The organism is Enterobacter cloacae complex sp. P27C (assembly GCF_014895705.1).
Lineage (GTDB): Bacteria > Pseudomonadota > Gammaproteobacteria > Enterobacterales > Enterobacteriaceae > Enterobacter > Enterobacter bugandensis.
Window position 1 is genome coordinate 15,001 of sequence record NZ_JADBQB010000016.1, and the last position, 21,205, is coordinate 36,205.

Genomic DNA, 21,205 nt, shown 5'->3' on the forward strand with positions numbered 1-21,205 from the left:
GGTATGGGTAAGAATTCGATTGCAACCCCAGAGTCCGGATGCATCTGATGACTCTGGTGACAGCTTATAACAGAGGATAACAGCGCATGGTGCTTGGCAAACCGCAAACAGACCCGACTCTCGAATGGTTCTTGTCTCATTGCCACATTCATAAGTACCCATCGAAGAGCACGCTGATTCACCAGGGTGAAAAAGCGGAAACCTTGTATTACATCGTCAAAGGCTCGGTGGCAGTGCTGATCAAAGATGAGGAAGGCAAAGAGATGATCCTTTCCTATCTGAACCAGGGCGATTTTATCGGTGAACTGGGCCTGTTTGAAGAAGGCCAGGAACGTAGCGCCTGGGTTCGTGCAAAGACAGCATGTGAAGTGGCTGAAATTTCTTATAAGAAATTCCGTCAGCTGATTCAGGTTAACCCTGACATCCTGATGCGTCTTTCTTCCCAGATGGCGCGCCGTCTGCAGGTGACGTCAGAGAAAGTGGGTAACCTCGCCTTCCTGGACGTGACTGGCCGTATCGCGCAGACTCTGCTGAACCTGGCGAAACAGCCAGACGCGATGACCCACCCGGACGGCATGCAAATTAAAATTACCCGTCAGGAAATCGGTCAGATCGTCGGTTGCTCCCGCGAAACGGTGGGCCGTATTCTGAAAATGCTGGAAGATCAAAACCTGATCTCCGCCCACGGTAAAACCATCGTGGTTTACGGAACCCGTTAATCCTGCCTAAACGGCGTGCCATCGCGAGGTGTCACGCCGTTTTTGTCTCTATTCCCCATGTGGCGCAGGCTGATCTATCACCCGGAAGTTAACTACGCACTACGACAAACGCTGGTGCTGTGTCTTCCCGTGGCCGTGGGCCTGATCCTGGGACATCTTCAGCAGGGCCTGCTGTTTTCTCTCGTCCCCGCCTGCTGCAACATTGCCGGTCTGGACACGCCCCATAAACGCTTTTTCAAACGTCTGATAATTGGCGGCTCGCTGTTTGCTGGCTGTAGCCTCGCGGTGCAGCTTCTGCTGGCTCGTGATATTCCCCTGCCGCTGATCCTGACCGTGCTGGCGATGACCCTCGGCGTCACCGCCGAAATCAGCTCGCTCCATGCCCGTCTGCTTCCCGCGTCACTCATTGCGGCCATCTTCACCCTGAGCCTCGCCGGTAATATGCCCGTGTGGGAGCCGCTGTTGATCTACGCCCTCGGCACGCTGTGGTACGGGCTGTTTAACTGGTTCTGGTTCTGGCTGTGGCGGGAGCAGCCGCTGCGCGAATCTCTGAGCCTGCTCTACGTGCAGCTTGCGGATTACTGTGAAGCCAAATACACCCTGCTCACCCAGCATACGGATCCGGAGAAATCCTTACCGCCGTTGCTGACGCGCCAGCAAAAGGTGGTAGACCTGATAAGCCAGTGCTATCAGCAGCTGCATATGCTCGCCGCCAACAAGAACCACGAATATAAACGGCTGTTGCGCACCTTTCAGGTGGGGCTGGATCTTCAGGAGCATATCTCCGTTAGCCTTCACCACCCGCAGGAGGTGCAAAAGCTGGTTGAGCGCAGCCATGCCGAAGCGGTGATCCGCTGGAACGCGCAGACCGTCTCCGCGCGCCTGCGGGTGCTGGCCGATGATATTCTCTACCACCGCTACCCCACGCGCTTTAACATGGACAAACAGCTCGGCGCGCTGGAGAAAATTGCCCGTCAGCACCCGGATAACCCGGTCGGCCAGTTTGCCGCCTGGCACTTCAGCCGCATCGCCCGCGTGCTGCGCACCCAGCGCCCGCTTTATTCCCGTGACCTGATGGCGGATAAACAGAAACGTCTGCCGCTGCTGCCGGCGCTGAGAAGCTACCTGTCTCTGAAATCTTCCGCTCTGCGCAACGCTGCAAGGATTAGCGTCATGCTCAGTATCGCCAGCCTGATGGGCATGGCGCTCCACCTGCCGAAACCATACTGGATCTTAATGACCGTGCTGTTTGTTACCCAGAACGGCTATGGCGCCACGCGGGTGCGCATTCTGCACCGGGCAGGCGGCACGATGGCGGGGCTGATTATTGCGGGCGTGACGCTGCATTTTCACGTGCCCGAGGGCTATACCCTGGCAGGGATGCTGGTGGTCACCCTGGTAAGCTATCTAATCATTCGCAAAAACTACGGCTGGGCGATGGTGGGCTTTACGGTGACGGCGGTATATACCCTTCAGCTGCTGACGCTTAACGGCGAACAGTTCATCGTTGCCCGCCTGATCGACACGCTGATTGGCTGCCTGATCGCCTTTGGCGGCATGGTCTGGCTGTGGCCGCAGTGGCAGAGCGGGCTGCTGAGGCAGAACGCCCACGACGCGCTGGAGGCCGATCAGCAGGCCATTCGTCTGATCCTGAGCGACGATCCGCAGCCCTCCCCGCTGGCGTATCAGCGGATGAAGGTCAACCAGGCGCACAACGCTCTGTTTAACTCGCTCAACCAGGCGATGCAGGAGCCGGGCTTTAACTCACACTATCTTGCCGATATGAAGCTGTGGGTCACGCACAGCCAGTTTATCGTTGAGCACATCAATGCCATGACCACGCTGGCGCGCGAGCACACCATGCTGACGCCGGATCTGGCGCAGCGCTATTTGCAGTCGTGTGAAATTGCGTTGCAGCGGTGTCAGCAGCGTCTGGAGTATGACGCGCCGGGTGAGTCGGGGGATTCGAACATTCTGGAGGCACCGGAGACGCTGACCCACGGGCCGATGAGCACCCTGGAGCAGCATTTGCAGCGCGTGCTGGGACATCTGAACACCATGCACACCATTTCGTCGGTGGCATGGCGTCAGCGCCCGCATCACGGCATTTGGTTAACGCGGCGGTTAAAGCGAACCGAGTATTAGTCTTTTACGATCTTCTCGACCGCCGCGGCAAAGCGGGTTAACCCGTCGTCAATATCTTTCTCTTCCACCACCAGCGACGGCGCAAAGCGCATCACGTCAGGCCCGGCATTTAGCACCATCACCCCTTCGTGGGCGGCTGCGTGCAGGAAATCGCGCGCGCGGCCTTTGTACTGCGGCTTAAGCTCCGCACCAATCAGCAGCCCCATGCCGCGGATCTCGCTGAAGACGTCGTACTTATTGTTAATCTGCTGGAGATGCTGCACAAACAGCTCGCGCTTCGCGCTAACGCCGTTCAGCACCTCTGGCGTGTTGATGATGTCGAACGCGGCACCCGCCACGGCGCTCGCCAGCGGGTTACCGCCGTAGGTCGAGCCGTGAGACCCGACGTGGAACGCAGAGGCAATCTCCTGCGTCGTCAGTACCGCACTCACCGGAAAACCGCCGCCGAGCGCTTTGGCGCTGGTCAGAATATCCGGCGTGACGCCGTAGTGCATGTAGGCAAACAGCTCTCCGGTACGCCCCATCCCGCACTGCACTTCATCAAACACCAGTAGCGCCTGATGTTCGTCGCACAGTTCGCGCAGCCCTTTCAGGAATTCCGGGGTTGCCGCGGTCACGCCGCCTTCGCCCTGAATCGGCTCCACCACCACCGCGCAGGTGTGGTCGTCCATCACCGCTTTCACCGCGTGCAGATCGTTAAACGGCACGTGGATAATGTCGGCTGGTTTCGGACCAAAGCCGTCGGAATACTTCGGCTGGCCGCCAACGGAGACGGTAAAGAAAGAGCGTCCGTGGAAGGCGTTATGGAAGGCGATGATTTTAGTTTTGTACGGGCTGTGGCGCGTGGTAGCGTAGTAGCGCGCCAGCTTAAAGGCGGTTTCGTTAGCTTCGGTGCCGGAGTTCATAAACAGCACGCGCTCGGCAAACGTGGCATCAATGATCTTGCGGCCCAGGCGCAGCGCAGGTTCGTTGGTGAACACGTTGCTGGTGTGCCACAGGGTTTCGCCCTGGGTTTTCAGCGCGTCCACCAGCGCAGGATGGCAGTGGCCCAGCGCCGTGACCGCAATACCGCCCGCGAAATCCACATACTCCTTGCCCTGCTGATCCCAGACGCGGCTGCCTTTCCCCTTCACCGGGATAAATTCAGCCGGTGCATAAATCGGCAGAATCACTTCATCGAATGTCGCGCGGGTAATTGCTGGTTGTTCAGTTGCCATGTCATGCCCATCCATTTTATGTCACATTCATTGTGAAAATATAATCACAAAATATGCATAAAAACTCACAACAAGGCAACAGATATTCAGCGATTGAGGAAATTTGCCAGCAGTGCGTGCCCCTGCTCGCTGAGGATACTTTCAGGGTGGAACTGGACGCCTTCGAGATCCCACTCGCGGTGGTGAATCCCCATGATCTCCTGCGTATCGCTCCAGGCGGTCACGTCAAAGCAGTCGGGCAGCGTCGGTGGGTCAATCACCAGCGAATGGTAGCGCGTCACGGTTAGCGGGTTATTGAGCCCTGTGAATACGCCCGTGCCGGTGTGGGTGACCGGCGAGGTTTTGCCGTGCATCACTTTCGCGGCACGCACGATGGTAGCCCCAAATGCCTGGGCAATCGCCTGATGACCGAGACAGACGCCCAGGATCGGCAGCCTGCCGGCATAGTGGTGAATAACCTCCAGAGAAATGCCCGATTCCGATGGCGTACACGGCCCCGGCGAAATGACGATTTTCTGCGGAGCCAGCGTCTCAATATCAGACAGGCTGAGTTCGTCGTTGCGGCGGACAACCACCTCTGCACCCAGTTCACAAAAATACTGGTAAAGGTTCCAGGTGAAGGAATCGTAGTTATCAATCAGCAGAATCATGGCGGCTCCCGAAAAAAATGCCGCCCTATTCTACTCAGATTCCCGCGCTTCGCTCACTACTTTGGCAAAGATAGCGCTCAGCGCGGTCAAATCGCCCGTGGCACCGCTTCGGTTCGCCGCCACCCACTGCTCGGGATCAATATCCCGCCAGTCCAGCGCGTAATTCGCGTGGATGGCCAGCTGCTCAAAGAAGACGCGCTGAGCAATGCCATTACCGCGCATAAAGGGATGCAGCATGTTGATTTCACAGTAGTAATGGCTCACTTTTTCAACAAACGCCGCTTTTTCAAGACCCACGAGATACTTATCACTTTCCAGCGCTGCCATCAGTTCGTTACCCATCGTCTCGATGTACTCAAAATGGCAGAAGGGAATGTCACCCTTAAAGATATCGTCGGTACGGAATTCGCCTGCCTGCTTCATCTCTCTGTGATACAGATGGCGATGAATGAGGCACAGATGCGGTAGCCCGGGCGCTGAAGGCCCAAGCTCCAGCGTCTCAATGCCGGGCTCTGAAGGACCATTACCTTTTTCAAGGAGACAACTGGCCTGAAAATTGACGTTACGCTGTTGCTCCCAGAGACGGGATTTTTGCTTATCGGTGAGTTTTTTCACTTAACGCCTCCCTGAATAGTCCGTTTGCCACAAGTATAAGCAGCAAAACGCGCTTTCGCAGGGAGGGGTCACAACACGGGCGAGGATCGCCCGTGCCAAAGAGGATTACGGCAGAACTTTTGCAGAGATGATAACGACAGGTTTAGACGGCACATTCTGGTATGGACCGACATCGTGGGTCTGAACCTGAGAGATTTTGTCCGCCACGTCCATCCCTTTCACAATTTTACCGAAGACCGCATAGCCGAAGTCGCGCTGGCCGTGGTCGAGGAAAGCGTTATCCGCCACGTTGAGGAAGAACTGGCTGGTGGCGCTGTCTTTATCCGCCGTGCGCGCCATGGAGATGGTGCCGCGCTTGTTCAGCAGGCCGTTGTCCGCTTCGTTTTTGATGGGTGGGTTAGGCTGTTTCTGCTGCATCTGCTCGTTGAAGCCGCCGCCCTGAATCATGAAGCCAGGGATCACGCGGTGGAAGGTGGTGTTGTTATAGAAACCACTGTTCACATAGTCGAGGAAGTTTTTCACAGAAACCGGAGCTTTCTGGCTATTTAGTTCCAGCTCAATGTTCCCGGCAGAGGTGGTCAGCAGAACGTGAGGGTCCCCTTTGGCTGCCAGCGCAGCAGGGGAAACGGCAGAAAGAGCAAACACAGCTGCGACAGCCGCCAGTGTTGATTTGAGCATGAGAATTCCTTAACAAAGCGCAGTATAAAAAGCGAATGGCTTGATTCTAAAGAGCAGTATGAACCGAGACCAGCCTTTTACCTAATTTTACGAAATTGAAACAATTATTACTGCGCAAACGATTGGTTATACCGCCATTTAGTGTGACTTAGATCACACTAAAACCTGCAATGGCATATTCATTTCCCTTAAAAGATAGGAATAGATCACTTTAGCGACTAAAATCTGCCCGCTCTCAGCGCCCTCCCGGCGCTTTTCTTTTTCTGAACAGGCCAGACATGACTAACAGCAATCGCATCAAGCTCACATGGATAAGCTTCTTCTCCTACGCCCTGACCGGCGCGTTGGTGATCGTCACCGGGATGGTGATGGGAAATATCGCAGACTACTTCCAGCTGCCCGTTTCCAGCATGAGTAACACCTTCACCTTCCTCAACGCGGGGATCCTGATCTCAATCTTCCTGAATGCCTGGCTGATGGAAATCGTCCCGCTGAAAACCCAGCTGCGCTTCGGCTTCGTGCTGATGGTTGCCGCCGTGGCGGGCCTGATGTTGAGCCACAGCATCGCCCTGTTCTCCGCCGCCATGTTCGTGCTGGGCCTGGTCAGCGGGATCACGATGTCGATCGGTACGTTCCTTATTACGCACATGTATGAAGGCCGCCAGCGCGGCGCGCGCCTGCTGTTTACCGACTCCTTCTTCAGCATGGCCGGGATGATTTTCCCGATGGTCGCCGCGTATCTGCTCGCGCGCAGTATTGAATGGTACTGGGTATACGCCTGTATCGGTCTGGTCTATGTCGCGATCTTCATTCTGACCTTCGGCTGTGACTTCCCGGTGCTGGGCAAAAAAGCGCAGACCACCTCAGAGCCGGTGGCGAAGGAAAAATGGGGTATCGGCGTGCTGTTCCTCTCCATTGCCGCCCTGTGCTACATCCTCGGTCAGTTGGGCTTTATCTCGTGGGTACCTGAATACGCCAAAGGTCTGGGCATGAGCCTGAACGACGCGGGCAAACTGGTGAGCGATTTCTGGATGTCTTACATGTTCGGCATGTGGGCCTTTAGCTTCATCCTGCGCTTCTTCGACCTGCAACGTATTCTGACCGTCCTGGCGGGTCTGGCGACCGTGCTGATGTATCTGTTCATCAACGGTTCCCCGGAGCATATGCCATGGTTCATCCTGACCCTGGGCTTCTTCTCCAGCGCGATTTACACCTCAATCATCACCCTGGGCTCCCTGCAGACCAAAGTGGCTTCGCCAAAACTGGTGAACTTCGTGCTGACCTGCGGCACCATCGGCACCATGCTGACCTTCGTGGTCACGGGCCCGATTGTGGCGCACAGCGGCCCGCTGGCCGCGCTGCACACCGCTAACGGTCTGTATGCCGTGGTGTTTATCATGTGTTTCATTCTGGGCTTCGTGACCCGTCACCGCCAGCACAATACGGCAACGGCTACCCACTAATCGTCAAAACCCCTTTGCGTTCTGCAAAGGGGTTTTACCCTGCTTACCCGCTCTGACTGCCGATTCGTAAAAACCCCGTCAAATTTGTGCGAAAAACAAGCAAGCACAAAAATCAAACATTATCCGTTACTTATAAAAAACCTGACAAATCATAGATATACCCACTAAGGGGTAGGTGAAGGCGTATTTGATTTGCATCAATAAGTGTCCCTGCTGAATCGTTAAGGTAGGCAGTAATAGAAAAGAAATCGAGGCAAAAATGAGCAAAGTCAGACTCGCTATCATCGGTAACGGCATGGTCGGCCACCGCTTTATTGAGGATCTTCTCGATAAAGCCGATGCTGACCAGTTCGATATTACCGTGTTCTGTGAAGAACCCCGCAAGGCGTACGACCGTGTGCACTTGTCTTCCTACTTCTCTCACCATACCGCCGAAGAGCTCTCTCTGGTGCGCGAAGGTTTCTACGAGAAGCATGGCGTAAAAGTGCTGGTGGGCGAACGCGCTATCACCATCAACCGTCAGGAGAAAGTGATCCACTCCAGCGCCGGGCGTACGGTTTTTTACGATAAGCTGATCATGGCGACTGGCTCGTATCCGTGGATCCCGCCGATTAAAGGGTCGGAAACCCAGGATTGCTTCGTTTACCGTACCATTGAAGACCTCAACGCCATTGAATCCTGCGCACGTCGAAGCAAACGCGGTGCGGTTGTTGGCGGTGGCCTGCTGGGCCTGGAAGCGGCAGGCGCGCTGAAAAACCTCGGCGTTGAAACCCACGTTATCGAATTTGCCCCGATGCTGATGGCGGAACAGCTGGACCACATGGGCGGCGACCAGCTGCGTCGTAAAATCGAAAGCATGGGTGTGAAGGTTCACACCAGCAAGAACACCAAAGAGATCGTGCAGGAAGGCACAGAAGCGCGTAAAACCATGCGCTTTGCCGACGGCAGCGAGCTGGAAGTGGACTTCATCGTCTTCTCCACCGGTATTCGTCCGCGCGACAAGCTCGCCACGCAGTGCGGCCTGGCCGTAGCCCAGCGCGGCGGGATCATGATTAACGATACCTGCCAGACCTCCGATCCGGATATCTACGCCATTGGCGAGTGCGCCAGCTGGAATAACCGGGTATACGGTCTGGTGGCACCAGGATACAAAATGGCGCAGGTCGCCGTGGACCATATCCTCGGCAGCGAAAACGCCTTCACCGGCGCAGACATGAGCGCCAAGCTGAAGCTGCTGGGCGTGGACGTAGGCGGTATCGGCGATGCCCATGGCCGCACCCCGAACTCCCGCAGCTACGTCTATCTGGACGAAAGCAAAGAGGTCTACAAACGCCTTATCGTCAGCCAGGACAACAAAACCCTGCTCGGTGCGGTGCTGGTGGGCGATACCAGCGACTTCGGTAACCTGCTCCAGCTGGTGCTGAACGCGATTGAACTGCCGGAAAACCCGGACGCGCTGATCCTGCCGGCGCACGCATCCAGCGGTAAACCATCTATCGGCGTAGATAAACTGCCGGACAGCGCGCAGATTTGCTCCTGCTTCGACGTCACCAAAGGCATGCTGATCTCCGCCATCAACAAAGGCTGCCACACCGTTGCGGCGCTGAAGGCCGAAACCAAAGCCGGTACCGGCTGCGGCGGCTGTATTCCACTGGTGACTCAGGTGCTGAACGCTGAACTGGCGAAACAGGGCATCGAAGTGAACAACAACCTGTGCGAGCACTTCGCCTACTCTCGCCAGGAGCTGTACCATCTGATCCGCGTGGAAGGCATCAAGTCCTTCGACGAACTGCTGGAGAAACACGGCCAGGGTTACGGCTGTGAAGTGTGTAAACCGACCGTCGGCTCCCTGCTGGCGTCCTGCTGGAATGAGTACGTGCTCAAACCAGAACACACGCCGCTGCAGGACACCAACGATAACTTCCTGGCGAACATCCAGAAAGACGGTACTTACTCCGTCATTCCGCGTTCCGCCGGTGGCGAAATCACCCCGGAAGGGCTGGTCGCCGTGGGCCGTATCGCCCGTGAATTTAATCTGTACACCAAAATCACCGGTTCCCAGCGTATCGGCCTGTTTGGCGCGCAGAAGGATGACCTGCCGGAAATCTGGCGTCAGTTGATTGAAGCGGGCTTCGAAACCGGTCACGCGTATGCCAAAGCGCTGCGTATGGCGAAAACCTGCGTGGGCAGCACCTGGTGCCGCTACGGCGTGGGCGACAGCGTGGGATTCGGCGTCGAGCTGGAAAACCGCTACAAAGGCATCCGTACCCCGCACAAAATGAAGTTCGGCGTCTCCGGCTGTACCCGTGAATGTGCGGAAGCGCAGGGTAAAGACGTAGGGATCATCGCCACCGAGAAAGGCTGGAACCTGTACGTGTGCGGCAATGGCGGGATGAAACCACGCCACGCCGACCTGCTGGCGGCGGATCTCGATCGCGACACGCTGATCCAGTATCTCGACCGCTTCATGATGTTCTACATCCGTACCGCCGATAAGCTGACCCGTACCGCTTCCTGGCTGGATAATCTCGAAGGCGGTATCGACTACCTGAAGTCGGTCATCATTGATGACAAGCTGGGTCTGAACGAACAGCTGGAATCCGAGATGGCTCGCCTGCGCGAGGCGGTGATCTGCGAGTGGACCGAAACCGTCAACACCCCGGCGGCGCAGACGCGCTTCAAACACTTTATCAACAGCACCCAGCGCGACCCGAACGTGCAGGTAGTGCCGGAGCGCGAACAGCATCGTCCTGCAACCCCGTATGAACGCATTCCGGTGATGCTGGTGGAGGAAAACGCATGAGCCAGTGGGTAAACATCTGCAACATTAACGACATTCTGCCAGCAACCGGCGTCTGTGCTTTGCTGTGTAACGAGCAGGTAGCTATTTTCCGCCCTCGCCACGATGAACAGGTCTTTGCCATCAGCAATATCGATCCGTTCTTTGAGGCCAGCGTGCTCTCCCGCGGTCTGATTGCTGAACATCAAGGTGAGCTGTGGGTCGCCAGCCCGCTGAAAAAGCAGCGTTTCCGCTTAACCGACGGGCACTGCATGGAAGATGAAAGCTTCTCCGTGAAGCACTACGACGCCCGAGTGAAGGACGGCAAGGTGCAGCTCAAAGCGTAACCCTCCGCCTTCCAATAGGAAAGGCTTATGACCCCTTATGGGTAACGGCAGGAAAAACCGTATGTTCTGTACGATTCCTGCTGTTATCCTGACGTCAATTCTTACCCCTCCTTGAATGCTGTGAGGTAACGTCGTGGACCACCTGCCGATTTTTTGTCAATTACGCCATCGCGACTGCCTGCTTGTAGGCGGCGGCGATGTGGCTGAACGCAAAGCGCGCCTGTTGCTGGATGCTGGAGCCCGACTGACCGTCAATGCCCTCACCTTCGCTCCGCAGTTTGACGTCTGGGCGCAGGAAGGGATGCTCACGCTGGTGCAGGGGGAGTTTGATGAGTCCCTGCTGGATACCTGCTGGCTGACCATTGCCGCGACGGATGACGATGAAGTGAACCAGCGCGTCAGCGACGCCTGCGAAGCGCGCCGGATCTTCTGTAACGTGGTGGATGCGCCGAAAGAGGCGAGCTTTATCATGCCGTCGATTATCGACCGTTCACCGCTGATGATCGCGGTGTCTTCCGGCGGCCGCTCGCCCGTACTTGCCCGCCTGCTGCGGGAAAAACTGGAAGCTATTTTGCCGCAGCATCTCGGCCAGATAGCCCACTACGCCGGGCAACTTCGCTCCCGCGTGAAGCAAACCTTCTCAACCGTGGGTGAGCGTCGTCGCTTCTGGGAGAAATTTTTCGTTAACGACAGGCTGGCGCAGTCACTGGCGAATCAGGACGCGAAAGCGGTTGAAGAGACGACCGAGCAGCTGCTGAGCGAGCCGCTGGATCACCGAGGTGAAGTGGTGCTGGTCGGGGCTGGTCCGGGAGATGCGGGTTTACTGACCCTGAAAGGGCTCCAGCAGATCCAGCAGGCGGATATCGTGGTGTATGACCGCCTGGTCTCCGATGACATCATGAACCTGGTGCGCCGCGACGCCGACCGCGTCTTCGTCGGTAAACGGGCAGGCTACCACTGCGTGCCGCAGGAGGAGATTAACCAGATCCTGCTGCGAGAAGCGCAAAAGGGAAAACGCGTGGTGCGCCTTAAGGGCGGCGATCCGTTTATCTTTGGCCGCGGCGGCGAGGAGCTGGAAACCCTGTGCAATGCAGGCATTCCGTTCTCCGTGGTGCCGGGCATAACGGCGGCGTCCGGCTGTTCAGCCTACTCAGGCATTCCGTTGACCCATCGCGACTACGCCCAGAGCGTGCGTCTGGTCACGGGCCACCTGAAAACCGGCAGCGAGCTGGACTGGCATAACCTGGCCGCTGAAAAGCAGACGCTGGTGTTCTACATGGGGCTGAACCAGGCCGCCACTATCCAGGCGAAACTGCTGGAGCACGGCATGGAGGCTGATATGCCCGTTGCGCTGGTGGAAAACGGGACGTCAATCAAGCAGCGCGTGGTGAATGGCGCGCTGACGCAGCTCGGTGAGCTGGCGCAGCAGGTCGAAAGCCCGGCGCTGATTGTGGTGGGTCGCGTGGTTGAACTGCGCGATAAGCTGAACTGGTTCTCGAATCACTAACGCATATTCTCCCTCCTTCGAGTAGTCCTTAAGCGGACTACTCCCTTCATACCTCAGTCGATAACATACCGCTCGCATAGTGGAACTTTTCCATTTATTCCCTCGTGTTACATCCAATTTAAGATTTTTAGACAAGGAATGCGTATGTTCAAGCTGGCAAAAGCCACCGTTCTGGTTGGCCTGTTATCGACGCTGACCGCCTGCACCGGTCACGTTCAAAATACTAAAAATAACTGCAGCTACGATTACCTGCTGCACCCGGCGATCTCCATTTCGAAGATCATCGGCGGTTGCGGCCCGGCGGCACAGCAGTAAGCGTTTTTCAGGCGTAAAAAAACCGGGGATTTCCCGGTTTTTTTATTGAGTCCGTATTTGTCGGGTGCCGGCTTAAGGTTTCGCCACAAACCCAATCGCCTCGTACACCGCTTTCAGGGTTTCGGACGCGCGCGCGCTGGCTTTTTCCGCGCCGTCTTTCATCACCTTCTGCAGGAAGGCTTCGTCGTTACGGTAGCGGTTGTAGCGCTCCTGCAGCTCGGTCAGCATGCCGGAAACCGCCTCTGCCACTTCACCCTTCAGGTGGCCGTACATCTTGCCTTCGAAGTGTTTTTCCAGCTCGGGAATGCTCTGGCCGGTCACGCCGGAGAGAATGTCCAGCAGGTTGGAGACGCCCGCTTTGTTCTGCACGTCGTAGCGCACCACAGGCGGCTCGTCGGAGTCGGTGACCGCGCGCTTGAGCTTTTTCACCACCGATTTCGGATCTTCCAACAGGCCGATAACGTTGTTGCGGTTATCGTCAGACTTGGACATCTTCTTGGTTGGCTCCAGCAGCGACATCACTCGCGCGCCGGATTTCGGAATAAACGGCTCTGGCACTTTGAATACGTCGCCGTAAAGCGCGTTAAAGCGCTGGGCGATATCACGGCTCAGCTCCAGGTGCTGCTTCTGGTCTTCACCCACCGGCACCTGGTTGGTCTGGTACAACAGGATATCGGCCGCCATCAGCACCGGATAGTCGAACAGGCCAGCGTTGATGTTTTCAGAGTAGCGGGCAGACTTATCCTTGAACTGGGTCATGCGGCTCAGCTCGCCGAAATAGGTATAGCAGTTCAGCGCCCAGCCCAGCTGCGCATGCTCCGGCACGTGAGACTGAACGAAAATGGTGCTCTTTTCAGGATCGATACCGCAGGCCAGATAGAGGGCCAGGGTGTCCAGGGTGGCTTTGCGCAGCTTCTCAGGATCCTGACGCGCGGTGATAGCGTGCAAATCTACGATGCAGTAAATGCAATGGTAGTCATCCTGCATGCTGACCCACTGACGCAACGCACCCATGTAGTTACCAATGGTCAATTCACCTGAAGGCTGTGCGCCACTAAAAACGATGGGCTTAGTCATTATTCAATTCCTGATGTTCACTGTGCGAAAGCCCGAGTGCGGGCAACAAATCTTTGAAGTGGTCGAACACAACATCCGGCTCACTCAGCGTAATGGCCTCACCGTAGTTGTAGCCATAGGTTAAACCGACGGAAGGACACCCCGCCGCTCGGGCAGCCAGAATATCATTACGCGAATCCCCGACAAAGAGCAGCTCCGCAGGCGTTAAGGATAATTTTCCTGCCACCAGCAACAGCGGCTCCGGATGCGGTTTTTTGTTCTGCACGTCATCCCCGCCTACAATCACGGAGAAATATTTCGCGATATTGAGCGCCTCCAACAGCGGCGCAACAAACGGCGTCGGCTTGTTGGTCACCAGTCCCAGCGGGATGCCTTTCGCGTGCAGCACGCTCAGAGTTTCCTGGACGTCCGGGAACAGGAAGCTTCCCTCCTCGACGGCCTCTTCGTAGAAGCGATCGAACAGTTTGCGCAGAATACGCAGTTGCTCATCCTGCGGGATATCGGCGTGATCGACGCTTGGTTTCCCCTGCGCGGAACGTTGCGACGCGCGTTCCTGACGAGCCCACGTCAACGCGCGCTCCATCAGGACATCGGCACCGTTGCCAATCCACGTAATCACACGATCTTCGCCCGCAACGGGCAGTTCCAGTGCATACAGCGCCCGATCGACGGCGCTCGTTAAGCCCGGTGCGCTGTCCACCAGCGTGCCGTCGAGGTCGAATGCCACACCCCGAATTGCCTGCAATTTATCCATGACTTACCTTCGCCAGCTCGCGGCGCATTTCATCAATGACTTTTTTGTAATCCGGTTGGTCGAAAATTGCCGAACCTGCAACGAACATATCCGCGCCCGCTGCCGCAATTTCGCCAATATTATTCACTTTCACACCGCCGTCCACTTCCAGACGAATATCATAGCCAGACTCGTCAATGCGACGGCGCACTTCGCGCAGCTTATCCAGCGTGTGAGGGATGAACGACTGGCCGCCAAAGCCCGGGTTAACGGACATCAGCAAAATCACGTCCAGCTTGTCCATCACGTAATCGAGATAGCTCAAGGGTGTTGCCGGGTTAAACACCAGCCCCGCCTTACAGCCGTTCTCTTTGATCAGCTGCAGCGTGCGGTCAACGTGCTCGGAGGCTTCCGGATGGAAAGTGATAATGCTGGCGCCCGCTGCGGCGAAGTCAGGCACGATGCGGTCGACAGGCTTCACCATCAGGTGAACGTCGATCGGTGCGGTAATGCCGTAGTTACGCAGGGCCTTGAGCACCATCGGACCGATGGTCAGATTGGGAACGTAGTGGTTATCCATAACGTCGAAATGGACGACATCTGCGCCAGCTGCGAGAGCTTCCGCCGTGTCTTCACCCAGGCGGGCAAAATCGGCCGACAGAATTGAGGGGGCAATCAAAAACTGTTTCATCCGCATCTCCTTGAAATGTGTTTACCGGCGGGCAAAACGGCTCAGGGGCGATAAAGAGCCAGGAGTTCGTCCACCTTTTTACGTGTGCCGCCGTTGCTGCTAATGCTACGCCGCACCTTAACCTGAAAATGCTTCGCGGCTTTGTACCATTCGCGCGTATCAGGGGTATCGTGATTTGAAATTAACACCGGAATTCTTTTGCTGACCAGTTTTTCCGCCATCTCCGCCAGGCGGGCCTGTTCGGCCGGGCTGAAGCTATTGGTGTGGTAGGCGGTGAAGTTCGCCGTCGCAGACAGCGGCGCATAAGGCGGATCGCAGTAGACCACCGAGTTTACGCCTGCCAGTTCCATGCACTCTTCATAGGAGAGGCAGTGGAACTCTGCATTCTGCGCTTTGTTCGCAAAATGATACAGCTCGTCCTGCGGGAAGTACGGGCGCTTATAACGACCAAACGGCACGTTAAATTCGCCGCGCAGATTATACCGGCACAGGCCGTTGTAACCATGACGGTTGAGGTAAAGGAACAGCAGCGCGCGGCGGAACGGATCCTGGCTCTGATTAAATTCCGTGCGGAACTGATAGTAAACGTCAGGGCTGTTGTTCTCTGGCGTAAACAGCTTGCGCGCCTCTTCCACATACTCATCGGTACGCAGCTTAACGATGTTATAAAGGCTGATAAGGTCGCTGTTGATATCCGCCAGGATATAACGAGAAAAATCGGTGTTCAGGAACACCGATCCCGCACCCACGAAGGGCTCGATAAGACACTCGCCTTTTGGCAGGTGCTTTTTAATATCATCGAGCAGGGGGTATTTCCCCCCTGCCCATTTCAGAAAAGCGCGATTTTTTTTCATGCTGACTAACTGATTACACCTTCTCCGGCTGTGGAGAAAGCTCCGACAGCATCCTGCGCTTTAAACATTACTTCAGATCGGCCTGCACCTGATGAATCGGCTTCGCCCACGGGTTTTTCGCCTGAACGTCTGCTGGCAGTGTCGCCACGGCGCGCTTCGCTTCATCTTTAGAAGCATACACACCGCTCACCAGCACGTACCACGGCTGTCCGTTACGGGTCGTCTGATAAACCACGTAGTTTTTCAGATTCGATTTCTTCGCCCAGCCGTTGAGGTTGTCATAGTTAGACGAACTGCTCAACTGCAGCGTGTAGTTGCTGGACGGTGCAGATTTCAGCGAACCGACGTTGCCAGCTGTTTTACCTGCTGCAGCACTGGAAGCCGTCGCCGTCGCGGCAGGCGCAGCGGTGGCAGCAGGTGCCGTTGTGGTTGCCGTCGCTTTCGGCGCAGTCTGCGTGACTGGCGCTTTGGCCGGCTCGCTCACGGCAGCCGTTTCAGTGCGTTTCGGCTGTGCCGGTGCGGCTTTCACTTCAGGCGCTTTTACCACGGCCTGAGGCTTGGTTTCACGCTTCGGCTCAATGACCGCCTGCTTACGTTCAGGACGCGTCGCAGTTTGCGTCTGGCGCGGTTTAGTTTCCGTTGCTGCCGTCTGCGGCTGCGCGGTAGCACCGTGGATCGGTGCGACGGTTGCAGGTTCAGTTGGCAGCGTAGAGTTAACCACAACGTTATCAACCTGCTGCTGGTTTTGCGGCTGCATCAGCGCATTGTTCAGGTCTCCCTGAACTTCAACACGCTGCTGGCCTTCGGGCGTGACAGGTGCCTGGCCCTGAGCAGGCGTTGATGAAACGGGCGGCAGAGAAACATCCTGCGGCGTCGTTGTGTTGCTGGCAGTCTGCTCAGCGGAAGTGGTGCCCGGCGCTGGCTGTGCACCATTCGCCTGATCCGTCGCATCATTACCGGAGAGGTTGATGCTCTTCTCTGCGGAGGCGGTTTGATCGGTTGAGTTGGTGGACGGTGCTTTCAGCGCGGAGCCAATGCCAACAATCAGCAGCACAAGCACCAGAACGCCAAGTCCCATCATGATGTACTGACGGGAGGCCGGTTTCTGCGCAGCGGCTTTTTTACGTTTACGCGGGCGACGCTCTACAGGCTGTTCGTCCATTGAATCTTCTTCGGACTCATAATCCTCTTCTTCTCGCTCATCACGCGCGTTGCGGCTGCGCGAAGGGCGACGATCGTCTGCATCCAGATCAACATCGTCAAAGTTGATCTGCGGCTCGTTATCACGTTCTGAAGATTGACGAGAACGACCAGTACGACGATCGCTGGGATCGGGTTTCAGCTCGTCTTCTGGTTTGAATTCATCCATTTAACACCCCACTCAAAGGCTTATGCCTACGTCTTTGCATTTCGCCTGAAGCTAAACGACCACCGATAACAGTGGCCTGACCTTTCTAGTTGTTACGCCTGCTGGCAATCAGCAATGGCGCCAAGAACGACATCGTGCGACACTCCGCCGCGCACTTCACTCTTCCCTATTGCAAGCGGGAGTACAAGACGCATCTCACCTGCCAATACTTTTTTATCGCGCATCATGTGGGGTAAATACGCCTGCGCCGACATCTCCTGCGGCCCGGTTACCGGCAAACCTGCACGTTCAAGTAGCGCAATGATACGTGCCGTCTCTTCCGGTTTAAACTGCCCAAGACGTTCAGAGGTGCGGGCTGCCATGACCATGCCAGCCGCGACGGCTTCACCGTGCAGCCAGTTGCCGTAACCCATTTCGGCTTCAATGGCGTGGCCAAACGTATGCCCAAGATTCAGTAAAGCACGTAAGCCGGTTTCACGCTCGTCTGCCGCGACAACTTCTGCTTTCAGCTCACAACAACGACGAATGCAGTATGCCAGTTTCGCCTCATCCAGGCGCAGCAGCGCATCCATATTCTCTTCAAGCCAGTTAAAGAACTCGCCATCCAGAATAATGCCGTATTTGATCACTTCAGCCAGGCCAGAGGCCAGCTCGCGTTTCGGCAGGGTTTTCAGACAGTCGAGATCCACCACCACCGACGCAGGCTGGTAGAACGCGCCAATCATGTTTTTGCCAAGAGGATGGTTGACTGCCGTTTTGCCACCGACAGAGGAGTCGACCTGAGACAGCAACGTGGTCGGGATTTGAATAAAACGGACGCCACGCTGATAGCTTGCGGCCGCAAAGCCGGTCAGATCGCCCACAACACCGCCGCCCAGGGCAAGCAGTGTTGTATCGCGACCGTGCGGTTTTTGCAGCAATGCGGTAAAGACGGTATCAAGTACCGTCAGGCTTTTATACTGCTCGCCATCGGGCAGAATCACACTGTCGACTTTTACGCCTGCCTGCTCAAGCAGGTGGCGCACGCGGTCGAGATAAAGCGGAGCCAGCGTCTCATTGGTGACCAGCATCGCCTGATCACCCGCTTTTAGTGGTAAAAAGGAAGCTGGGTCGTTAAACAAACCAGCCGCGATGGTGATAGGGTAACTACGTTTCCCGAGAGTAACTGTAATCCTCTCCATGACGCGACATCCACCTTTAATGCTTTTACCCGCAGGCGAGTGTATATAAAGCCAGAATCAGTTGCTTTCCAGCATATGAATAATCTGGTTTGCAACCACTTTAGCGCTCTGATCGTCAGTACGAATGGTCACATCGGCAATCTCTTCATACAGGGGATTGCGTTCGTCGGCCAACGCTTCCAGAACTTCGCGTGGTGGCGTTTCAACCTGCAGCAGCGGGCGCTTTTTATCGCGCTGCGTACGTGCCAGCTGTTTCTCAATGGTCGTCTCAAGATAGACCACTACGCCACGGGCGGAGAGACGGTTGCGGGTTTCGCGAGATTTCACAGAGCCGCCGCCTGTTGCCAGTACGATGCCCTGTTTTTCCGTGAGTTCGTTGATCACTTTTTCTTCTCGGTCACGGAAACCTTCTTCGCCTTCTACATCGAAAACCCAGCCCACATCAGCTCCGGTTCGTTTCTCAATCTCTTGATCAGAATCGTAAAATTCCATATTGAGTTGTTGAGCTAACTGACGCCCAATAGTGCTTTTGCCGGCACCCATAGGCCCAACCAGAAAGATATTGCGTTTCTCTGCCATTTTATCGGTACTACTAAGACTATTCGTTAATGGTAATCCCCGCTTCGCAGACACCCGGCGTAGCAGGACATGAACTGAAACCTCATATGCAATAGAGCGAGAGTCAGACTAAAAATTATCTCAATACTCCGGCTTGTTTGGCAACTGATTAAATCACCGCGCCGGACGCATAAGGTAATAAGACGTAAGTCCAACTCAAATCGGTACTCCTTGTATGCTAATTCATGCCCCACGTCAAACATCTGCAACAAACTGAATGCAAAATCATTGCGGGGATCGTTACCCGTTAGTGAATACCGACCAGACGTGGCGTAATAAACACCACTAACTCACGCCGCTCATTATCTTTTCCATCATGGCGAAAAAGGTGTCCCAACCAGGGGATGCTCCCAAGCCCGGGCACGCTGTCACTGCCGGTTTTGTTCTTTTGCGAGAAAATTCCCCCCAGCGCCAGCGTTTCTCCACTTTTTACCTCCACCTGGGTTTCTATCTCCTGTTTATCGATGGCAAGCGTTTCGCCATCGGCCTGCTGCAGCACCTGTCCCGGCATGTTTTCACTGATGTGTAGCTTCAGGCGCACGCGCCCACCGGGCAATACTACCGGCGTGACCTCCATTCCGAGTACCGCCTCTTTGAACTCCACCGAGGTCGCCCCGCTTTCACCGCTTGAAACCTGATACGGGATCTCACTCCCCTGCTTAATGCTGGCCGGTTGCATGTGCGAGGCCAGCAGCCGCGGGCTGGCAATGATATCGACCTGCTGTTTTTGCTCCAGCGCAGAGAGCTCCAGATCCAGCAGCCTGCCGTTAATCCGCCCGATATTAAACCCCACATGCGTGGTAGCACTGGCCACGGAAAGATCGCTGCCAAGCGTCGTGAGCTGTCCAACCTTACCCGCCTCAGTGGCCTCGGCAAGATTCCACTTCACCCCCAACTCTCGCAGGCTTTTTTCATTAATGGTGACAATGTGCGCCGCCAGTTCGACCTGCTCGACGGGAATATCCATCTGAGCCGCCCACTGCTGCAGCGCCTCCAGCACCGCCTGGTTATCCCTGATGAGCAGACGGTTGGTGCGTTTGTCGACAGATAAACTCCCCTTTGGGCTCAGGAGCTTTTCAGCCGCTTTTTGCAGTTCTCCGGCATCCGCATAAGAAAATGGGATGCTGTGCGAGACCAGCGGAGCATCAAGCTGTCGACGCGCTCGCTCCTGCTCTAAACGTTCCCGCTGTTCACGCTGCCAGGCTGCGGTATGGACATAATAAATACCGCTCTCCTCTCGTAAAACGAGTCCGGCGCTGGTGACTACCGTCTGTAACGCCTGCCGCCAGGGAACGCGCGTCAGGTTAAGCGAGAGCGTGCCGCCGACATCCGGCGATACCACCAGATTACGGTTCTCCTGCGCAACCAGCGCCTGTAGCACCTGAACCACCGGCACGTCATCCACCACCAGCGTGACCGGCTTTGGCGCGACTGCCCACAGCGGGCGGCTGAACGCCAGCAGCAACAGCACTATCCTTAACTTCATTTTTATCCTTTCCTTCTCGTTGCCACGCCCATTCTTCGGGATCGCATGTGTCACCCACATCAACAACCAGTTCCGTTTCATTGATGGCCGTTATCCGCCAGCCCGCCGGGAAACGATCGTGCTCTTTCAGACGATGCCAGCGCCGTTGCCCATCCAGCAAAATACCAACGCGCTGCTGCCCTCCCACCATTCCGCGGTAGTGCCACTGTGCCAGTTCGGCTGTGGCACAAGGGTCGTCCGGCGGGCGAAACGGATCGCGCATGCCGGTCAACAGCAGCGTCGAGCAAACCAGCAGGTATCTCGCGCTATTTCGCATGTTCCAGCTCCAGCTTCAGGCGTAACGCCGTACTTTGTGGCGCAAGCGTAAAAGCAGCGACCCGCACATCCCGCTGCGCCAGCCGGGAAAAAAGAGGCGGGATCGCCTGCCACTCCGCCTCCAGCGCCAGTTCACCGCCGTTTTGCAACGGCTTCCAGTGAAGGAGCCTTGTACCCTCCCCCTGAAAATCGAGCGGTGAAAAGGGCTTTATCTCCAGTGCCGTCCGGGTTTGCGGGCTAAACGGCACCTGACTGGCGGTGGGCCACAGCGACGCGTTAGTCCTGGCCGCCTGGCTCAACTGCTGCCGCTGATCCGCACACTGCCTCTCTGCTGGCCGGAGCAATACACCCCATGCTGTCAGGCCCATCAGGAGAATACCCAGCCCCCCGCAGACCAGCCGACACCAGGGACGACTTTCACACCAGCGTTCTAGCAAGGTCTCCAC

The 21,205-nt window shown here is 56.3% G+C and carries 21 protein-coding genes; 7 read left to right on the forward strand and 14 right to left on the reverse strand.

The genetic code is table 11. The features are described from left to right. The first annotated feature begins 86 nt into the window (after positions 1-86). Together crp and IM291_RS21145 are read left to right on the forward strand one after the other, a co-directional pair. The gene (gene crp, locus IM291_RS21140) at positions 87-719 is read left to right on the forward strand and encodes a cAMP-activated global transcriptional regulator CRP (RefSeq protein ID WP_000242758.1); all 633 of its coding nucleotides are present in this window, start codon (positions 87-89) and stop codon (positions 717-719) included. Between the two features lie 57 nt (positions 720-776). After that, positions 777-2,864 carry a YccS/YhfK family putative transporter gene (locus tag IM291_RS21145; RefSeq protein WP_059357226.1) on the forward strand — a complete coding sequence of 696 codons (2,088 nt, stop codon included), beginning with the start codon at positions 777-779 and terminating at the stop codon, positions 2,862-2,864. Here the strand turns inward: IM291_RS21145 and IM291_RS21150 are convergent. The 4 genes from IM291_RS21150 to ppiA all read right to left on the reverse strand — a co-directional run bounded on the left by IM291_RS21150 (position 2,861) and on the right by ppiA (position 6,024). Continuing rightward, positions 2,861-4,081, reverse strand: coding sequence for an aspartate aminotransferase family protein (locus IM291_RS21150; RefSeq protein WP_192831205.1), 1,221 nt, complete (start codon positions 4,079-4,081; stop codon positions 2,861-2,863). The two genes, IM291_RS21145 and IM291_RS21150, sit on opposite strands and share 4 nt — an antisense overlap. A gap of 86 nt (positions 4,082-4,167) precedes the next feature. Next, a complete protein-coding gene (gene pabA / locus IM291_RS21155; RefSeq protein WP_182035562.1) occupies positions 4,168-4,731 on the reverse strand; it encodes an aminodeoxychorismate synthase component 2 in 564 nt (187 codons plus the stop codon). A gap of 30 nt (positions 4,732-4,761) precedes the next feature. Next, on the reverse strand, positions 4,762-5,346 hold the full coding sequence (locus tag IM291_RS21160) for a putative adenosine monophosphate-protein transferase Fic (RefSeq protein ID WP_028014650.1): 585 nt from the start codon (positions 5,344-5,346) through the stop codon (positions 4,762-4,764). 105 nt (positions 5,347-5,451) lie between these two features. After that, complete coding sequence (ppiA, locus tag IM291_RS21165) at positions 5,452-6,024, reverse strand: peptidylprolyl isomerase A (RefSeq protein WP_041911929.1); 573 nt, start codon at positions 6,022-6,024, stop codon at positions 5,452-5,454. 278 nt (positions 6,025-6,302) lie between these two features. Here ppiA and tsgA point away from each other — a divergent pair, with 278 nt between their 5' ends. The 5 genes from tsgA to IM291_RS21190 all read left to right on the forward strand — a co-directional run bounded on the left by tsgA (position 6,303) and on the right by IM291_RS21190 (position 12,435). Continuing rightward, positions 6,303-7,487 carry an MFS transporter TsgA gene (gene tsgA / locus IM291_RS21170; protein ID WP_028014652.1) on the forward strand — a complete coding sequence of 395 codons (1,185 nt, stop codon included), beginning with the start codon at positions 6,303-6,305 and terminating at the stop codon, positions 7,485-7,487. 259 nt (positions 7,488-7,746) lie between these two features. Then, the gene (gene nirB / locus IM291_RS21175; RefSeq protein ID WP_028014653.1) at positions 7,747-10,290 is read left to right on the forward strand and encodes a nitrite reductase large subunit NirB; all 2,544 of its coding nucleotides are present in this window, start codon (positions 7,747-7,749) and stop codon (positions 10,288-10,290) included. Further along, complete coding sequence (gene nirD, locus IM291_RS21180; protein WP_192971929.1) at positions 10,287-10,613, forward strand: nitrite reductase small subunit NirD; 327 nt, start codon at positions 10,287-10,289, stop codon at positions 10,611-10,613. Before nirB ends, nirD begins: the two co-directional genes overlap by 4 nt. 133 nt (positions 10,614-10,746) lie before the next feature. Next, positions 10,747-12,120: a siroheme synthase CysG gene (gene cysG / locus IM291_RS21185; protein ID WP_028014655.1), complete on the forward strand. Its 1,374-nt coding sequence runs from the start codon at positions 10,747-10,749 to the stop codon at positions 12,118-12,120. 144 nt (positions 12,121-12,264) lie between these two features. Then, positions 12,265-12,435: a YhfL family protein gene (locus tag IM291_RS21190; RefSeq protein WP_192987592.1), complete on the forward strand. Its 171-nt coding sequence runs from the start codon at positions 12,265-12,267 to the stop codon at positions 12,433-12,435. 72 nt (positions 12,436-12,507) lie between these two features. Here IM291_RS21190 and trpS read toward each other — a convergent pair whose 3' ends face one another. From trpS to IM291_RS21240, 10 genes are all read right to left on the reverse strand, one after another. Further along, entirely contained in the window at positions 12,508-13,512 is a 1,005-nt protein-coding gene (gene trpS, locus IM291_RS21195; protein WP_028014657.1) for a tryptophan--tRNA ligase, read from the reverse strand. Continuing rightward, positions 13,505-14,266: a phosphoglycolate phosphatase gene (gene gph, locus IM291_RS21200; protein ID WP_192987593.1), complete on the reverse strand. Its 762-nt coding sequence runs from the start codon at positions 14,264-14,266 to the stop codon at positions 13,505-13,507. Before gph ends, trpS begins: the two co-directional genes overlap by 8 nt. After that, positions 14,259-14,936 carry a ribulose-phosphate 3-epimerase gene (gene rpe / locus IM291_RS21205; protein WP_023333698.1) on the reverse strand — a complete coding sequence of 226 codons (678 nt, stop codon included), beginning with the start codon at positions 14,934-14,936 and terminating at the stop codon, positions 14,259-14,261. The genes gph and rpe overlap by 8 nt, the downstream gene beginning before the upstream one ends. 41 nt (positions 14,937-14,977) lie before the next feature. Beyond that, entirely contained in the window at positions 14,978-15,790 is an 813-nt protein-coding gene (dam, locus tag IM291_RS21210; protein WP_126327254.1) for an adenine-specific DNA-methyltransferase, read from the reverse strand. A 67-nt stretch (positions 15,791-15,857) separates the two neighbouring features. Continuing rightward, positions 15,858-17,159 (reverse strand): cell division protein DamX, encoded by a 1,302-nt coding sequence (gene damX, locus IM291_RS21215; RefSeq protein WP_028014660.1) that lies wholly within the window; start codon positions 17,157-17,159, stop codon positions 15,858-15,860. Positions 17,160-17,251: 92 nt separating this feature from the next. Beyond that, entirely contained in the window at positions 17,252-18,340 is a 1,089-nt protein-coding gene (aroB, locus tag IM291_RS21220; RefSeq protein ID WP_192971932.1) for a 3-dehydroquinate synthase, read from the reverse strand. A gap of 57 nt (positions 18,341-18,397) precedes the next feature. Then, a complete protein-coding gene (gene aroK / locus IM291_RS21225) occupies positions 18,398-18,919 on the reverse strand; it encodes a shikimate kinase AroK (RefSeq protein WP_003861630.1) in 522 nt (173 codons plus the stop codon). A 286-nt stretch (positions 18,920-19,205) separates the two neighbouring features. Beyond that, positions 19,206-20,444, reverse strand: coding sequence for a DNA uptake porin HofQ (gene hofQ, locus IM291_RS21230; protein WP_192987594.1), 1,239 nt, complete (start codon positions 20,442-20,444; stop codon positions 19,206-19,208). Further along, positions 20,356-20,760 (reverse strand): HofP DNA utilization family protein, encoded by a 405-nt coding sequence (locus IM291_RS21235; protein WP_048998973.1) that lies wholly within the window; start codon positions 20,758-20,760, stop codon positions 20,356-20,358. Before IM291_RS21235 ends, hofQ begins: the two co-directional genes overlap by 89 nt. Continuing rightward, on the reverse strand, positions 20,750-21,205 hold the full coding sequence (locus tag IM291_RS21240; RefSeq protein WP_192987595.1) for a HofO: 456 nt from the start codon (positions 21,203-21,205) through the stop codon (positions 20,750-20,752). Before IM291_RS21240 ends, IM291_RS21235 begins: the two co-directional genes overlap by 11 nt.

Bases quoted from the DNA above. Each gene is read 5' to 3' on its own strand.
- crp (WP_000242758.1), top strand. From the start codon at position 87: ATGGTGCTTGGCAAACCGCAAACAGACCCGACTCTCGAATGGTTCTTG.
- IM291_RS21145 (WP_059357226.1), top strand. From the start codon at position 777: ATGTGGCGCAGGCTGATCTATCACCCGGAAGTTAACTACGCACTACGA.
- IM291_RS21150 (WP_192831205.1), bottom strand. From the start codon at position 4,081: ATGGCAACTGAACAACCAGCAATTACCCGCGCGACATTCGATGAAGTG.
- pabA (WP_182035562.1), bottom strand. From the start codon at position 4,731: ATGATTCTGCTGATTGATAACTACGATTCCTTCACCTGGAACCTTTAC.
- ppiA (WP_041911929.1), bottom strand. From the start codon at position 6,024: ATGCTCAAATCAACACTGGCGGCTGTCGCAGCTGTGTTTGCTCTTTCT.
- tsgA (WP_028014652.1), top strand. From the start codon at position 6,303: ATGACTAACAGCAATCGCATCAAGCTCACATGGATAAGCTTCTTCTCC.
- nirB (WP_028014653.1), top strand. From the start codon at position 7,747: ATGAGCAAAGTCAGACTCGCTATCATCGGTAACGGCATGGTCGGCCAC.
- nirD (WP_192971929.1), top strand. From the start codon at position 10,287: ATGAGCCAGTGGGTAAACATCTGCAACATTAACGACATTCTGCCAGCA.
- IM291_RS21190 (WP_192987592.1), top strand. From the start codon at position 12,265: ATGTTCAAGCTGGCAAAAGCCACCGTTCTGGTTGGCCTGTTATCGACG.
- trpS (WP_028014657.1), bottom strand. From the start codon at position 13,512: ATGACTAAGCCCATCGTTTTTAGTGGCGCACAGCCTTCAGGTGAATTG.
- gph (WP_192987593.1), bottom strand. From the start codon at position 14,266: ATGGATAAATTGCAGGCAATTCGGGGTGTGGCATTCGACCTCGACGGC.
- rpe (WP_023333698.1), bottom strand. From the start codon at position 14,936: ATGAAACAGTTTTTGATTGCCCCCTCAATTCTGTCGGCCGATTTTGCC.
- dam (WP_126327254.1), bottom strand. From the start codon at position 15,790: ATGAAAAAAAATCGCGCTTTTCTGAAATGGGCAGGGGGGAAATACCCC.
- damX (WP_028014660.1), bottom strand. From the start codon at position 17,159: ATGGATGAATTCAAACCAGAAGACGAGCTGAAACCCGATCCCAGCGAT.
- aroB (WP_192971932.1), bottom strand. From the start codon at position 18,340: ATGGAGAGGATTACAGTTACTCTCGGGAAACGTAGTTACCCTATCACC.
- aroK (WP_003861630.1), bottom strand. From the start codon at position 18,919: ATGGCAGAGAAACGCAATATCTTTCTGGTTGGGCCTATGGGTGCCGGC.
- hofQ (WP_192987594.1), bottom strand. From the start codon at position 20,444: ATGAAGTTAAGGATAGTGCTGTTGCTGCTGGCGTTCAGCCGCCCGCTG.
- IM291_RS21235 (WP_048998973.1), bottom strand. From the start codon at position 20,760: ATGCGAAATAGCGCGAGATACCTGCTGGTTTGCTCGACGCTGCTGTTG.